At 40.1% G+C, this 15007-nt stretch carries 13 protein-coding genes; 6 read left to right on the forward strand and 7 right to left on the reverse strand.

Annotation, left to right across the window (positions count from 1 at the left end):
• Positions 1–25 precede the first annotated feature (25 nt).
• From ACLD71_RS18870 to ACLD71_RS18880, 3 genes are read right to left on the reverse strand one after another with little or no spacing between them, the layout of a single operon-like run.
• Positions 26–730 carry a WbqC family protein gene (locus ACLD71_RS18870; protein WP_411991650.1) on the reverse strand — a complete coding sequence of 235 codons (705 nt, stop codon included), beginning with the start codon at positions 728–730 and terminating at the stop codon, positions 26–28.
• The gene (locus tag ACLD71_RS18875; protein ID WP_411991651.1) at positions 731–1873 is read right to left on the reverse strand and encodes a DegT/DnrJ/EryC1/StrS family aminotransferase; all 1143 of its coding nucleotides are present in this window, start codon (positions 1871–1873) and stop codon (positions 731–733) included.
• A 34-nt stretch (positions 1874–1907) separates the two neighbouring features.
• Positions 1908–3587: a hypothetical protein gene (locus ACLD71_RS18880; protein WP_411991652.1), complete on the reverse strand. Its 1680-nt coding sequence runs from the start codon at positions 3585–3587 to the stop codon at positions 1908–1910.
• A gap of 364 nt (positions 3588–3951) precedes the next feature.
• Between ACLD71_RS18880 and pseB the strand changes: the two genes are divergently transcribed.
• The 6 genes from pseB (at position 3952) to ACLD71_RS18910 (ending at position 9839) form a co-directional block, all read left to right on the forward strand.
• Positions 3952–4953: a UDP-N-acetylglucosamine 4,6-dehydratase (inverting) gene (gene pseB, locus ACLD71_RS18885; protein ID WP_303512571.1), complete on the forward strand. Its 1002-nt coding sequence runs from the start codon at positions 3952–3954 to the stop codon at positions 4951–4953.
• Entirely contained in the window at positions 4950–6098 is a 1149-nt protein-coding gene (pseC, locus tag ACLD71_RS18890; protein WP_411991653.1) for a UDP-4-amino-4,6-dideoxy-N-acetyl-beta-L-altrosamine transaminase, read from the forward strand. The genes pseB and pseC overlap by 4 nt, the downstream gene beginning before the upstream one ends.
• Positions 6095–6784 (forward strand): pseudaminic acid cytidylyltransferase, encoded by a 690-nt coding sequence (pseF, locus tag ACLD71_RS18895; RefSeq protein ID WP_411991654.1) that lies wholly within the window; start codon positions 6095–6097, stop codon positions 6782–6784. The genes pseC and pseF overlap by 4 nt, the downstream gene beginning before the upstream one ends.
• A complete protein-coding gene (gene pseG / locus ACLD71_RS18900; RefSeq protein WP_411991655.1) occupies positions 6781–8322 on the forward strand; it encodes a UDP-2,4-diacetamido-2,4,6-trideoxy-beta-L-altropyranose hydrolase in 1542 nt (513 codons plus the stop codon). The genes pseF and pseG overlap by 4 nt, the downstream gene beginning before the upstream one ends.
• Positions 8319–9380, forward strand: a complete 1062-nt coding sequence (gene pseI, locus ACLD71_RS18905; protein ID WP_303512560.1) for a pseudaminic acid synthase — start codon at positions 8319–8321, stop codon at positions 9378–9380. Before pseG ends, pseI begins: the two co-directional genes overlap by 4 nt.
• A 72-nt stretch (positions 9381–9452) precedes the next feature.
• Positions 9453–9839: a hypothetical protein gene (locus ACLD71_RS18910; RefSeq protein WP_411991656.1), complete on the forward strand. Its 387-nt coding sequence runs from the start codon at positions 9453–9455 to the stop codon at positions 9837–9839.
• A gap of 37 nt (positions 9840–9876) precedes the next feature.
• On the opposite strand, the gene ACLD71_RS18915 is transcribed toward ACLD71_RS18910, so the two are convergent.
• From ACLD71_RS18915 to fliD, 4 genes are read right to left on the reverse strand one after another with little or no spacing between them, the layout of a single operon-like run.
• Entirely contained in the window at positions 9877–12810 is a 2934-nt protein-coding gene (locus ACLD71_RS18915) for a 6-hydroxymethylpterin diphosphokinase MptE-like protein (RefSeq protein WP_411991657.1), read from the reverse strand.
• Positions 12811–12830: 20 nt separating this feature from the next.
• Complete coding sequence (locus ACLD71_RS18920; protein ID WP_411991658.1) at positions 12831–13160, reverse strand: hypothetical protein; 330 nt, start codon at positions 13158–13160, stop codon at positions 12831–12833.
• 1 nt (position 13161) lies between these two features.
• Positions 13162–13569: a flagellar export chaperone FliS gene (gene fliS / locus ACLD71_RS18925; RefSeq protein ID WP_303512552.1), complete on the reverse strand. Its 408-nt coding sequence runs from the start codon at positions 13567–13569 to the stop codon at positions 13162–13164.
• A 12-nt stretch (positions 13570–13581) separates the two neighbouring features.
• Complete coding sequence (gene fliD / locus ACLD71_RS18930) at positions 13582–14994, reverse strand: flagellar filament capping protein FliD (protein ID WP_411991659.1); 1413 nt, start codon at positions 14992–14994, stop codon at positions 13582–13584.
• Between the last annotated feature and the right edge of the window lie 13 nt (positions 14995–15007).

The raw sequence follows: 15007 nt of genomic DNA on the forward strand, positions 1-15007 counted from the left end.
TTTTCCATCGAAACATTGGTGTGGCCTATTTTATTGAGTATTGTTCGTTAAGCATTAATTTTACCGTTGCTAAGTCATTAAACATAAGTACATCAACAATAGAAAGGAACGGAGTAAATGGGGGCGAAAATTGTTCATATTCGTAAGGCAAGCAGTTTAAAAACTGTAAATCCACACCACACCGCGTGAACGAAGCCTTATCATATAGCTCAACACCTCCCTGAGGGTTCAAGTATTCTGAAGCTGATTGCAGTTCACAAATAGCCAAAACCTTACCTTCCCCTTTCAGGCTAGAATCAAAGTCTAAAGTTGAGCTCCTAATTAACGGCGTCTGGATCTGTAAATAGCGCAATAAATGGATTAATGAATTGTAGATGAAGTCAAATAAGTTAACACAAGGAGCAAAAAGTATTTGATTAATAATCGGCTCTATAGATTCAAAATATGGGGCTTTGATATACCAATTTCTAATGCGGTTATTCAACTTAACCCTATCTTTAACCCAGCTATCAGCTAAGTAACGTTGATTTACCTTTAGATAATCAGAACCTTTCTTTAAAGGAAGGGTCACTAACATTTCACCTTGGCAACTAAGCAGACGATTTCGGTTAATCCAACCTTTTTTGGTGTATTCGATATCATCATAAATAACAAATTCATCTACAGCATTGATCAACTGGAAATAGCCTAGATATGGCAAAAAATAAGGCTGCATGATTGCCAGTTTCATTCAAAAACGATCCAATGTTCGATGAATTATATTAGTGACTCTTAGTACATCTCTTTTTGACAAACCGGGATAAAGAGGTAAACACAAAACTCTCTCACTGAGTGATTGTGAATTTGGCATGCTTTGATACGGCGCATAAACTTCATTTAACGAGGGAGAGAAATAACGTCGTGGATTGATACTCTCCGCCCCCAGAGCTAACTCCACCGCTTGGCGAATAACAACATTTGGAAACACTACAGGCAGATAGGCATAGTTATCTGTGAAATCTGAATTTCTAAGTTGTAACTGTAAACGGCCCCCAAAATTGATCCTATATTGCGTGACAAGTTTTTTTCTCTGTTCCGTTATTATGTCTATATCATCAAGAACACAAAGCCCCATTGCCGCATGAAACTCGCTCATTTTTGCGTTAATCCCTAAAGGCGCAATCGTTCCAGTACTGTCAATGCCAAAATTGATCAGAGCTTTCGCCTGCTCGTATAAATCGGCATCATTGAACACTAATGCTCCACCTTCAACCGTATGGAACATTTTAGTCGCATGTAAGCTTAATGTACTGATGTCACCATACTCAAACAAGCTTTTAGAAGGACCTCTTACATTAAAAGCGTGAGCTGCATCATAGATTACTTTGAGCCCATGCTCCTTCGCAATCTGAGATATATCGTCAACTGCACAGGCATTTCCAAAAACATGTACAGGAACGATAGCTGAGGTGCGCTCAGTTATTGATGACACAATGTTTCTTGGATTTAAATTAAAGGATTTACTGCATATGTCAGTATAAATTGGCTTTAACTTCTCCCACACTAGCGAAGAACTTGTGGCAGCAAATGAAAACGGTGAAGTAATGACCTCTCCTCTTAGCCCTAGTAAACGGTAAGCAACATGGAGCGCCATTGTACCATTTGACACCAATAGAAGGTGCTTCACTCCAAGGTATTCGGCTAAGCGCTGCTCTAACTCTTGACTTAGCGGGCCTCGATTAGTCAGTGAGTGAGAGTCGAAAATTCTATCAATATATGCTTGATATTTTTTCTTGTTAGGTAAATAGCTCTTAGTAACATTGAGCACGCTCTCATTAGGAGTTGTTGTGCGCAACACCTTACTCTGGTCAACGTTATTTTCGAGTAAATACATAGCTTACTCCCTCTTTTTTAAACTCAACATAGAATTATTTATCGAAAGGTTTTTCTACACCGCAGTCATCCAATAGTTTTTGGTATACAGACCTAGCATCCAGTTTCATTTCGTATTTATTTAAGGCTGTTTGTTGTTGCTCTTCATAGAATTCGGGTTCCTCTGCACAGCGTAATACAAAGTCACTAATGTCTTCATAACTACTAAATGAAAACTCATGTCCTACACTCCACGCAACATCGCTATAATTATTAGATAACGTTGCAACTGGTAAACCAGCCCCCAATGCCATTACACCACCAGTGCCACCGCCAACTCGATCTGGATTCAAAAACAAATCAGTAGCTGCTATAGTCGAGAACAAATCTTCTTGATGTCCCAAAACATAGATTCTATCACTGAATTCAGGCAACACAATTTTACCTATTAGGTCCGCACTCCCAATAAACACAGCAGAAATATGCGTTGAGGAACTCAATAGAGAACTCAAGCAACCTAACAAAGCATCATTAACCTCTATACTTAATCGGCTTCCAACTATAGAAATTAAGAACTTATTTTCTGGAAGTCCTAATTCAGTTCTATTAATACCAGTGCTCTCATGTTTATGAGGGTAATGATCTTGAGATAATAAATAGTTTTTAAACCCAGCTAAAGCCTTAAGTTCATCACTTGGTTTCCGCCTGAGCACTGGTGTTGTAGCAACCTGAATAGGCAGCTCAGCTACCGTTGGGAATGTAACCACTGGGTAATCCCCTTGATGGCTTTTACCAATAGCGTCTGCCATTAAGTTATTATCAGATATCGAAATAACCAAAGCTGGTTTCTGTTGCTCCAAACCCAACAAAACATATGCTAGCTGGTCGAGGTTTTCGAGTTGAAAAAACGGTATATCCGTATCTAGATAATGAATACATGAAGCATCATTGCTAGCTCCTGACAACGATACATTTTCTCTATCTAAAAGAATTTTTTGTTTAGGGAGAGCGAACTGACCGATATTGTTATAACTTTTACATCCAATAAAAAGAGTATTAACTCTTGAAGGAAGACTTGCTAAGTTTAATACACTAACTGCAAAACCCATATCAATATAGGTTTTCGCCATATCCATACATAATCTCGTTGGAGCGTGCTGAGCAGATAGAATTTGGTTTGAGATAATCACAACTCTGTTTTTTAATGATGTAGCTAAATCTCTTTTAGGAAATTCAAAAAAAGTGGCATTAATGCCTTTTAACTTTTTCAAGTCATCAATTAGGCCAAGATAGAAATCATTAAACAGTGACTTATAAGCTTTTGACAATAACTTAAAACGATATTCTGCAGAGTATAAATGCCTTAAGGTAAAAAAATGACTCTGCAGTTGCCAGTATACAAACCACTTAGCTTCAAAACTTAAAGAAGAATTACAGACCAACTCGATTAACTTAGCTACTGCTGCTTCCCTATCTCCATATTTAAGGTGTGTAGAAAACAAACACACTAGCCAATCTATATCGTTTTTAGCGAGCACTTCAAATTCATTAAGTAACATATGAAACACTCTATTACTGGTTTCACTGCCCTCTTCAGTATTACTATTTTCGTCAAGCTGCTGAAGAAACGCTGTTAACGTTTTACTTGCATCAGCTTTACTTAAGGGCTTTACGCAATGCGCAAAAACCTCTTCTAAGACTTCGCTTCCATTCCAGTCAACTTGATCTATCATCATCCATTCCAATAAGGAGTTTCAATTACTAACCATAGCGGACAAAAGCAAATTTAGTGCCACCACGACACTTAGCAACCCTGTAATTCCCCTAAAATTTGGACCAAGTTAACAAATAAATCACTATTTTCAATATATAAGCCTTAGTCACATAGAACCGATTGCCATTATTTTGACGCTAGGCATAATAGAAATTGTGTTGCATCGTTGGTAGTGAGCAGCGGATAGGCTTTAAAAGCTCTTTTTATAACGTTAAGCACAATGATATGTAACGGAAGTTCGTCAACCGCTCAGTAAAAGGTTCATAATTTTCTTTTGGCTCAATTTATGCTTTAGGCTAATCATATAGCAAGAATTAAGGGTGCTTATGTTTGACAACAAATCTATCTTGATTACTGGTGGAACAGGTTCTTTCGGTAAAAAGTATACAAAAACTATCTTAGAACGATATAAGCCTAAACGCCTAATCATCTATTCTCGTGATGAGTTAAAGCAATATGAAATGCAACAGCAATTCAATGACCCTTGCATGCGTTACTTCATTGGCGATGTTCGTGATAGAGAACGCCTTATTCAGGCCATGAATGGCGTAGATTATGTCATTCATGCAGCAGCTCTAAAGCAAGTTCCTGCAGCTGAATACAATCCTATGGAATGTATAAAAACGAATATTCATGGCGCAGAAAATGTGATCAAAGCTGCCATAGAAAACAACGTATCTAAAGTCATTGCATTATCTACAGATAAAGCTGCAGCACCTATTAATTTATATGGAGCGACGAAACTAGCCTCAGATAAGCTTTTCGTGGCGGCAAATAATATGGTTGGCCAAGGCCAAACTCGTTTTGCAGTCGTTCGATATGGCAATGTTGTGGGATCTCGAGGGTCGGTAGTGCCGTTCTTTAAGCAATTAATCGCTAATGGTAATGACCACTTACCGATTACTCATGAAGAAATGACTCGTTTTTGGATTACTTTGCAACAAGGTGTCGACTTTGTTTTGAAAAACTTCAGCCGCATGTACGGCGGCGAAATTTTCATTCCCAAAATACCGTCAGTGAGAATTGTCGACTTAGCAAAAACCTATGCTCCCGATCTCCCTATTAAAATCATTGGCATTCGTCCAGGCGAAAAGCTTCACGAAATAATGTGTCCAGGTGATGATTCCCATCTCACATTGGAGTTTGACGACCATTTTGTTATCTGCCCAAGCATCAAGTTTTATAATGATGAACACAACTACTCTCGGAATCTGATAGACGAGGTAGGTCAACTTGTTAAACAAGGTTTTGAGTACCACTCTGAAACTAACCCTGACTTTTTGGATTCAGAGCAGATTTTGGCTTTCGACGAAATGGCTGAATTATGATCCCTTACGGTAGACAGCAAATATCTCAACAGGACATTGACACTGTTGTAGAAGTATTGGGTTCTGACTACCTTACTCAAGGCCCCAAAGTGCCTGAATTCGAACAGGCTCTATGCACCTATACTGGAGCTAAATATACCTTAGCCACTAATTCGGCTACCAGCGCCCTTCACCTCGCTTGCCGAGCACTCGATGTTAGTGCTGGTGATATCGTTTGGACCAGTCCTATCACTTTTGTGGCATCGGCCAATTGTGCGCTCTACTGTGGAGCAGAAGTTGATTTTGTAGACATAGACTCTAGCAGTTACAACTTATGCCCACAGGCTTTAAAAACCAAATTAGAAAAATCAATTACCACTAACTCACTTCCAAAGGTCGTAATTGTTATTCACATGTGTGGGCAACCCTGTGACATGCAAGCCATATATGCCTTAAGTCAGCAATACGGCTTTCGTATTATTGAAGATGCATCCCATGCCATTGGTGGTACCTATTTAGAACACCCCATTGGCAACTGCCGTTTTAGTGATATTACTGTTTTCAGCTTTCATCCAGTAAAAATCATCACTACAGGAGAAGGCGGCGCAGCGCTCACCAACTCACTAGAATTGTCTACAAAGATGGCCTTACTGAGAAGTCATGGTGTCACTAGAGACCCAGCGCTTATGACAAAAGAACCAGATGGCCCTTGGTTCTATCAGCAACTCGATTTAGGCTTTAACTACCGCATTACCGAGTTACAAGGTGCATTAGGTTTGTCGCAACTTAAGCGAGTGGACCAGTGGGTAGCCAAGCGGGCAGAATTGGCCAACCGTTACGATGAGCTATTAACCCCTCTTCCGGTTATTTCACCAAAACAGCATACTAATGGAATATCTGCTAGGCATTTATACGTCATTCAACTCAGCCAGCCAGAAAAACGACTCACCGTATTCAACAAAATGCAGGCGGCTGACATTGGTGTGAATGTTCATTACATACCCGTGCATACTCAACCTCATTACCAAGCTTTAGGACACAAGTTGGGTGACTACCCTAACGCCGAGCATTATTATCAAGCAGCTTTGAGTCTGCCGCTATTCCCTGCCTTAACCGATGAAGAACAGAAATTTGTGGTTAGTACACTGGCAGAGGCTTTGCAATGAGCGCTGTAGCAATAATTCCAGCACGCGGCGGAAGTAAACGTATTCCGAGGAAAAATATTAAGCTTTTTAATGGTAGACCCATTATCGCTTACAGTATAGAAAGCGCATTACAAAGCCAGTGTTTTGATCGTGTTATTGTATCCACTGATGATTCTGAGATAGCCGATATTGCTAAACAATTCGGCGCTGAAGTGCCTTTTGTTAGACCAGCGCACATTGCAAATGACTACGCAACTACGCTTGAGGTTATTCATCATGCTATTTCTACTTTAGTAGTTATCGATTCAGACATTACTGAAGTTTGTTGTATCTACGCGACAGCGCCTTTTGTGACACCCTCTCAATTGTTAGAAGGTAAACAGGTATTAAAACAAAAGGATGCAGACTACTTATTCCCGGTTGCAGCCTACCCTGCACCTATACAACGTGCTTTGCGTCTAGATACAAACGGCTTTGTTTCAATGATGGAACTAGAACATTTGAATAGTCGTAGCCAAGATTTAAATGAAGGGTATTACGATACCGGTCAATACTACTGGGGAAAAGCCTCGGCCTATTTAAGTAATACTCCAATTTACAGTGAAAAGTCCCTGGGTTTAGTGGTTCCCAAAAATAGCTGTGTAGACATTGATGACATGCAAGACTGGGCCTTAGCTGAGTTTCTATACAATTACCGACAACAATGAATATTGTCTTTAGAGTAGACTCGTCAATAATCATTGGCAGCGGCCATGTTTACCGCTGTTTGTCGCTGGCCCACCAGTTAAGAAAAAATGGACACACTATAAGTTTTGCCACCGCAGAACACCTCGGCAACATTAATTCTGTTATCACTGAGTCTGGTTTCAAACTGTTATTGCTAGCACCTCCAACAGAACACCTTGACCCAAAGGACCCCTCTACTTGGTTAGGTCGACTTTATACTCAAGACGCCAAGAATACTCTAGATAAAATAAGTGACATAGGCCCAGTAGATTTCTTGATCGTAGATCACTATGGCATAGACAAACGCTGGGAACTGCTTTTACAACCCCATGTAAAGCAAATGGTAGTAATTGATGATCTCGCTAATCGCGCCCACCAATGTGACATTCTGCTAGATCAGACCTATGGCAGAACTAACTCTGATTACCGGTCATTGGTGCCCTCTTCTGCTTCCCTATTACTGGGTACACATTACGCATTGCTGAGAGATGAGTTTTTAGCTGCCCAAACCACCGTTCAAACTAGGCGCGATAAAAAACAGTCAATTAACTCAATATTATTAAGTTTGGGTGGCACAGACCGCAATAACGTAACTAAGCGATTGATAGAATTATTACAAAGTAGTCCGATTGATAGCTGTACCAAGCTAATTGTAATTGCGGGCCCTAATAATCCCAATTATCAATCGCTGCTAGAAACTAGTCAGCGCTCACGATTCAAACATTGCCAGGTTCTGCGCTCAATATCCAATATGGCAGATATAATGACCAAAGCCGACCTTGCCATTGGTGCCAGTGGAGCTAGTGCTTGGGAACGCTGCGCTTTAGGTTTGCCAAGCATTAATATTGAGTTGGCTGATAATCAGAAAGAAATATGTCGAATACTCGCTGAAGAAGGAGCGGCTATTTCTTTAGGTTCGCCACAGCAAATCAACGAACACAAACTAACTCAAGCTATACAGCACATTCAATACAATTACCAAAGTATGGCGAATAAAGCGACAGCCTTAGTTGATGCGCAAGGTGCGCGCAGAACAGCGGCAAGTATCATGCAAACATCGTTAACTAATGGGCAGCTAGTTCACCTAAACCTTGTCACCAAGGAAGACTGTGTACAACTCTTTCAATGGCAGCACGAACCAGGCACACGAGAGTACGCAATAAACCCCGCGACTCCTACCGAGCGAGAACACAAGGCATGGTTTTCCCAGCAACTAAGCAATACCGCTTATCATCTTTACATCGTCACCAATGGAGAACAGCCCCAAGGTATGCTGCGGCTTGATAGGCTAACAGAGAGCGATGGTTACGAGATATCTATTCTTACAGCAAGTAACAGTAAACGACTAGGAGTAGCAAGCGCTGCTTTAAAACTTGCTAGGTCTCTGCTGCCGAATTCCGATTTTTACGCAACTATATTGCCAAAAAACAAAGCTTCTCTATATTTGTTTAAGCAACAGGATTATAAGGCGATTGGCAATAACGTCTTCCTTCAAACAGCCAATGGAAGCTATACATGAACAACAATATTTGTATCGACAATAGACGAATTGGCGTAGACCAACCGCCCTATATTATTGCTGAGATTTCAGCAAATCATAACGGTAACATTAATAACGCTCTTGCACTGATAAATGCCGCCAAACAGGCAGGGGCTGATGCGGTAAAAATCCAAACGTATCGCGCCGATACTATCACCCTAAAAAGTGATAAACCTGAGTTCAAAATATCTGGTGGGCTTTGGGACGGTAACACCCTCTACCAGCTATACGAATCTGCATACACCCCGTGGGAGTGGCATAAAGAGCTATTTGATTATGCAAAGAAACAAGGCATAACTCTCTTTAGCTCGCCGTTTGATAATAGTGCTGTAGACTTACTCGAAGAGCTAAATGCCCCAGCGTACAAAATAGCATCATTTGAAGCGATAGATCTCCCCTTAATAAAGTATGTAGCATCAACCGGCAAGCCAATGATTATTTCAACAGGCATGGCAAATGAGCAAGAGATTAGCGAAGCCATAGAAGCGGCTAAGTCTGCTGGCTGTAAGCAATTAGCAATTTTGCATTGCGTTAGCGGTTACCCGGCCCCGGCGTCAGATTATAATTTGCATACGTTAACTGATATGCAGAGTCGGTTTGGCTTAGTGACTGGATTGTCTGACCACACTATAGACAACACTACCGCCATCACCGCTGTCGCATTAGGGGCAGCTATCGTAGAAAAACACGTAACATTAGATCGGCTTGGCGGCGGCCCCGACGATAGCTTCTCTATAGAGCCTAAGGAATTATCTCAGCTATGTCAGTCAGCAGGTACAGCATGGTCTGCAATGGGTCAGGTATCATACTCTCAAGCGTCAAGTGAGCAACAAAACATACAGTTTAGGCGCTCCCTATACGCAACTAAATCCATAAAAAAAGGTGATGTTTTATCTACCAATAACATTGGAAGTGTAAGACCAGGATATGGCTTAGCCCCCAAATGTCTAGACGAGGTATTAGGTAGCAAGGCCAAAACCGATATAGACTTTGCAACGCCATTATCTTGGGAGTTAATAAGCAAAACTAGCACTTAGCTGGCGTATATACTTGTTAAAATAAATAAAGCTTTTAGTATTAAGATTATAATTTTTGAAAGGACAGAAATAATGAATAACGAAGAGTTCTCGAAACTTATGGCCGACACAGCCGAAGATGCCATTAGCTTTATCGAAAGCACTGGTAGCCCTCGTCCAGACTATTCATTAGGTAGCCTCACCCAAGTAGATCAGCTAATCAAAACACTCAGCGAGCAACATTTAGATGAAAAAGAGATGTTTACCTATTCATATATGTTAGGCGCTTATGTTGGAGAGGTGTATAAAAAAGAAGCTGGTGGCGAATGGCTATTTATCGAAGAAACCGAAGAAGAACCTCCTCAAACATTCTTTAAGAATGCAGAGCGTTCAATAGCCTTCCCGGGGAAAATCTACCACGCACTTTTTGGTCAAGAAGAAACGATCTCAGAGTACATAGAACAATTACTAGAATCTTAAAAATTGGGGTTAAACATCACCGTTTAACCCCAATTATTTAACCCGTTTTTGCTGCTTCTTTTCTTTTTTTAAGAATATCAAGTGCAGGCATTGAATCAAAATCATTATCTGGCACAGGCCGAGGCGTTTGGTCGAACTCACCAAAGTCGCTGAGCACTTTATCCCGCATTTCTGTTATATATTCTATCCATATTGCTTTACCTTCATTGAAGCGCTGCATACATAACTCTTCATCATCAGCCGAATAAGCTAAGCGGGTTAAATAGGTTAAACAAAAAGAAGCACTCCCCCGCATTAAGTAAAAGAATAGAGATTTAGGGTCTGCCGCAGAACCTTTAACTAATTTAACTTGACGATCTAATATATCAAGTACAGCTTCCCAGCTATCAGCATCATCACGTACTATATCAAGCAGCTGGTTACAGTGCTCTTCAATATGTTTATCTGAGTAGGTGTTGTCGAATACATCAACTAACTGAGATGTGTCTTCTCTATAAGCGCCTAACTTTATACGCTGTTTTAACGCGGGTTTATCAATTTCATCACCTGTTAGAAGCACCTGCTCGAGAGCGAGTGGAGCGGCTCCCTCAATTAGCGCCCCATTCGAGGTGTTATAAACTTCGGCATCATCATATTCAGCTATGGATTTACCTAATATTTCTGCAGAGTACTTAAATTCATGCTTAGTAAATACATAATCTTCAAAATTACCAGGCACTCTTAAACCCGTACCATGTGCACTATAATCATAAAGCTCTTTGCCATCTTCTTTAGCGTTATAGTATGCAGAGTGCTGACTATGGTGGCGATTGGGGTCTACAAAACCAAGATCCACACCAAATAGATATATTTGTCTAAACCCAAGGCGCAGAGCATAAGACAATGCACAATTTGATACTGTAGGGTAAGAGTAAAGGATACTATCGAATTCTTGCACTTCTTCAGCAATTTCAAGAAAACTCAGTGACCCAGCTTCTCCCGTTTTCAAACAATATAGCGTTTCACCAAACATGTCTGATACTTCTGGGTGTAGGCCGTTTACAGTAATCATATCTATTTGTTTAAGCCAATCAGGATCCGGAACTTGGCATACCCAATGAAGAGTAGCTCTAGTTTGTTCAACTTCTGCATGAAAATCTGGCTTAATGCCCAACTGATAAAGTGCTTTTAAACTCGTACCAACTGAAATAATAATTGCCTTATCTTGGTGTTGGCGAATCACATCTGCACTGCTATCTAAAGAGGGTCCATTTCCGATAATAAATACAGGGGTGTTGGCTAATTCGTCACGCAGCATTTGCGGTTTACTTTTTAACATATAGCGACTGTTCCGCAATAAGGAGTCACGAGTATGATTTAAGTTATAGAAAGCGTGATCGAAGAACTCACTAATGTTTAATAGGACCTTGAACTGATCTCGTGTTAAACGAATATTTTTATCCATTGCATGCTGAAAATAGCTTACATAAAAGAACGTATACGAGAGAATATGAATACCGTAGCTCTGCAAGCGCATATGAATATCATCAAACATATGCGTGCCATCGTCGCCAATATTGAGATAAAGTTTAGTGCCTTGCTCATCGGAAGCCTGTAGGATTTTACTCCAGTCTATCGTGGATAATGATGCATAGAAAAAATCTATATTCGGCTCATAAAGTATAAAGTTATCTACAATATGGGAGTTTAGTAACTTCTCTACTTGATAACCCAAAGAACAACCATACATGATAAACGACGGTAATTTATGCGGCAATTTACTGTGTTTTGACTCAGGAATTGATTGAACCAAATTTTTAAGTTGAGCTGATTTATCATAATGAATAAATGGACTTGGCTTATGAAATGTTTGCCTAGCGTCGAGAGGGTCAATTCTAGGGTTGGCTGAATAATGTTCGAAATACTTAAGGCTTGAATCTCGTAGTTCCTCACTACTAGACACTATTCCTTGTTCTAAATCAAACAGGTTAAACTGCCCATCTCCTGTACTAACTAACTGCCACCTTACACTTTTATAATCAACGGCAAAAGCGTATATGTCAGGAAAATACTTACGAAACGCCTCTAAATTGTTTGAAAAATGGTTCTCTAAAAGTTTACTATTTTTTTCTTCTATATGAGTCGCCACCTGAGAGCTTTCTAAATAGTAAAAGCTCAAAGAATGGCTAAATTCAAAACTACTTTCTTCTTCCAGGTTAGCACTTTGCTCTATCAGTTCGTGAGAAAAAGCATCTAATCCTAAAGCTAAATGATATTCAAAACAATTAAAAACAGCATAATCATAATGCCGATAAATATGGAATTTCGTTAGCCCATGTTCTTTTTTCCAGTCACTTATCGCTTGTATAGCGTCTGCACCTTTTACCCCCGAAACAATATTTAATTTAATATCATTAGCAGAAACATGCCCCAACATTTCTCGCCACTCAGCACTAAGCAAAGAAACATGTAATAAATCTACCTCAGGTTCAATTAAAAGTATTCTCTTCCACGGAGCTAAGCTGGCTAACTGCTTTAAATGTAAACCTAGGCCACAACCCAAAATAACAAGATTTTCACTGTTTTCATCTATTGCTTGGTAAGCAATATTACCTTGTGGCAACAGAGAGTTTAATGTAGCGCCTTGCTGTTGAATAACATTCAACAAAGGGGTATCTACAGAGCTATTGTAAACCAGTGCCTGTTGGCTAAAGTGTGAAACTTGCTGAGAGACTTGTCTTTCAGGAATGAGGTTATAAAGTGCTCTCCCTTTTGCAATGCTCATTACATTTAAACGACGAGAAGTTGTAACAAAAGGGGAATATTTAACAGAGTGATGTTCCGAGAGTGTTTTTGCTAAGCCAAGATCAAAACTAGCAAACGCCTCTAAGTTACGCGCAAAGCGCCTCTGTATCAAAGGGGCTAATTGAGCTTCATGCAGTTGTTGAGTAGGTTCATCTGAGGATGTCTGAAAATCAATATTCTTTAGCATTACGATTCCTAAGTTATCGCCTAAGTATTTTTAAAATAAGCGCCCACTACTTTCTGACCACGCTTTAAAGAGCCAAGCGTAGTTATTATGTCTAAGCGTTGTTCTTTAAAGTAACTGTAGATCGCTTGAACTTTCTCGGAGTATTCATTGAGAAGAACCAGATCATCCGCTGAAAAAAAAATAGAGTCAGAGCCTTCAAATATATCTTTAACAATAGTCTGATGTTCTGCAAGGCTGCTCTCTACTTGCTTAAGATCGACCGAATCTTCATCTAAAGCTTCGCGAAGCGCAAGTAAAGATAAACTAGCTTTAGCTAGTTGCTTATTGAGGTGAGAGTTAGGCGTACTCATCTTACTTCTGTTGGTAGGCTTCTTGCTTTGCTGACTCTGGTATTTGGTCCCAAGCAGACTTAATAGGAAGGAAAATATCAATCACTTCAGCGACTAATTCTGCTTTATTAGAAACAGACGCTTCTGATAATAGCTCTAACATATAAGTATACAAATCATTTAAGTTGCCAGCAATATCCCCACCACGTTCATGATCTAAAGTGTCTCGAAGCGAAGTAATAATAGAGGTAGCTTTACCAATTGGCTTACCTTTATTTGCTAAATCATTGCGCTCTAAACATCCTTTAGCAACAGCTAAGTTTTGTAGAGCCGTTTGCATTAAGATTTGAGTGACGCCATGAGGATCAGCAGTTGCTATTTGGTCTTTTACGCCTACTTGACGGTACTGATTAATACCTTTTTGATACATACGTCACTTCCATTATTTATTCAGCTGCGCTAATTGTCCGGTTATGTAGGACATCTGGCTATTTAGGTCACCCATGGCAACATCAAAAGCAGTATATTTGGCTCGCAATGTTTTTTCGTAAGAGGCCATACGCTCCTCAAAATCTAATTTTTGATGTTCGTAATCTCTTATCTGACTTTTTACTGATTCTTCTCGAGAAGCGAGAACGCCATCAGATTTTTCATAGCTTGCAACTATTGCAGAAAAAGACTCCGAGATACCACCAGACATAGCAAAAACTTCGCCAACTCCGTCCATATTGTTAGCTAGGTTTTCTTTAAACTTAGTTTCGTCCAACTTAAGCATGCCATCATTGTCCATTTCTACACCTATACCATACAGTGTTTTCATGCCTGGAGGCGCGTCATCATAGCCATTACTGGCAATTCGGCCTAGTGAATACCGCAATGATCGAAACATAGCATCGCCGCTTAATTCTTTACGTGACGAAGCTCCATCCTCTCCTTCAATCACTGTCTCAGGTTTAGAATATTTATCAATTTCAGAAATAACCTTGTTGTAAGCGTCAACAAAGGCTTTCATATTCTCAATTGCCTTTTCTTCACTCGGCGCAATTTCGACAGAGACGGCAGAACCCGTCACTTTTTTGACATCGATACTTACACCAGATATTACATTTTTAAAGTTGTTAGTGCTGCTGGTTGCTTCAATTCCGTCAATGGTAATTTTGGCGGAAGATGCATCAACGACACTCATTTTCCCACCAGCATTAGTAAAATTATCAAGTTCAGGGTTAGAACCTGTATTCGTTACGGTTAAGGTATTACCGTCACCAGTTTCTTCAGAAGAGATTGCCAAGCGAATCTCTGAGCCGGTATCAATGAGGTTAGCGCTTACTCCAAAGTTATCTTCGGCGTCATTTATTTTTTCTCTTAACTGCTTAAGGGTTGTCCCGGCTTCGACATCTAAGACAAAACTTTCACCGTTAGCCGTTGAAAAAGTCATTTGACCCGCAGTAGAAGACACTACATCATCTTCGCTGGTATACAGTGGGGTTCCACCATTGGTAGTTGAGTCAATTGACGTAAGAGATGACCCCTTAGCAAGCTGCTGAACTTCAACTGAATAGTTTCCATTTGTCGCACTTTCAGCTAAATCGATAACAAATGATTCATTGCCTTCAGACTCTCCAGTCGTTGCGACACGGGGAATAAAGGTAGATTGTTCTTTAGCTTTCTCAAGAATGCTAAGAAAGGAGCTTAAGGCAGATTTGACAGAACCAACAGCAGACAAAGTAACGTCTAAAGTTGCTTTGGTTTTCTCCAAACGCGCATCTTTGCCTGCACGTTCTGCATTAATGGATACTTCAATAAGGGCTTCTAAGTCTAAACCACTACCAATACCTGCAGCTGTAATTCCAGTCATAACTTGTTACTCG

The sequence above is a fragment of the Agarivorans sp. DSG3-1 genome (genome assembly GCF_046774965.1).
GTDB lineage: Bacteria > Pseudomonadota > Gammaproteobacteria > Enterobacterales > Celerinatantimonadaceae > Agarivorans.

Coding starts and splice junctions, on each gene's coding strand:
- ACLD71_RS18870 (WP_411991650.1), bottom strand. CDS start 730: ATGAAACTGGCAATCATGCAGCCTTATTTTTTGCCATATCTAGGCTAT.
- ACLD71_RS18875 (WP_411991651.1), bottom strand. CDS start 1,873: ATGTATTTACTCGAAAATAACGTTGACCAGAGTAAGGTGTTGCGCACA.
- ACLD71_RS18880 (WP_411991652.1), bottom strand. CDS start 3,587: ATGATGATAGATCAAGTTGACTGGAATGGAAGCGAAGTCTTAGAAGAG.
- pseB (WP_303512571.1), top strand. CDS start 3,952: ATGTTTGACAACAAATCTATCTTGATTACTGGTGGAACAGGTTCTTTC.
- pseC (WP_411991653.1), top strand. CDS start 4,950: ATGATCCCTTACGGTAGACAGCAAATATCTCAACAGGACATTGACACT.
- pseF (WP_411991654.1), top strand. CDS start 6,095: ATGAGCGCTGTAGCAATAATTCCAGCACGCGGCGGAAGTAAACGTATT.
- pseG (WP_411991655.1), top strand. CDS start 6,781: ATGAATATTGTCTTTAGAGTAGACTCGTCAATAATCATTGGCAGCGGC.
- pseI (WP_303512560.1), top strand. CDS start 8,319: ATGAACAACAATATTTGTATCGACAATAGACGAATTGGCGTAGACCAA.
- ACLD71_RS18910 (WP_411991656.1), top strand. CDS start 9,453: ATGAATAACGAAGAGTTCTCGAAACTTATGGCCGACACAGCCGAAGAT.
- ACLD71_RS18915 (WP_411991657.1), bottom strand. CDS start 12,810: ATGCTAAAGAATATTGATTTTCAGACATCCTCAGATGAACCTACTCAA.
- ACLD71_RS18920 (WP_411991658.1), bottom strand. CDS start 13,160: ATGAGTACGCCTAACTCTCACCTCAATAAGCAACTAGCTAAAGCTAGT.
- fliS (WP_303512552.1), bottom strand. CDS start 13,569: ATGTATCAAAAAGGTATTAATCAGTACCGTCAAGTAGGCGTAAAAGAC.
- fliD (WP_411991659.1), bottom strand. CDS start 14,994: ATGACTGGAATTACAGCTGCAGGTATTGGTAGTGGTTTAGACTTAGAA.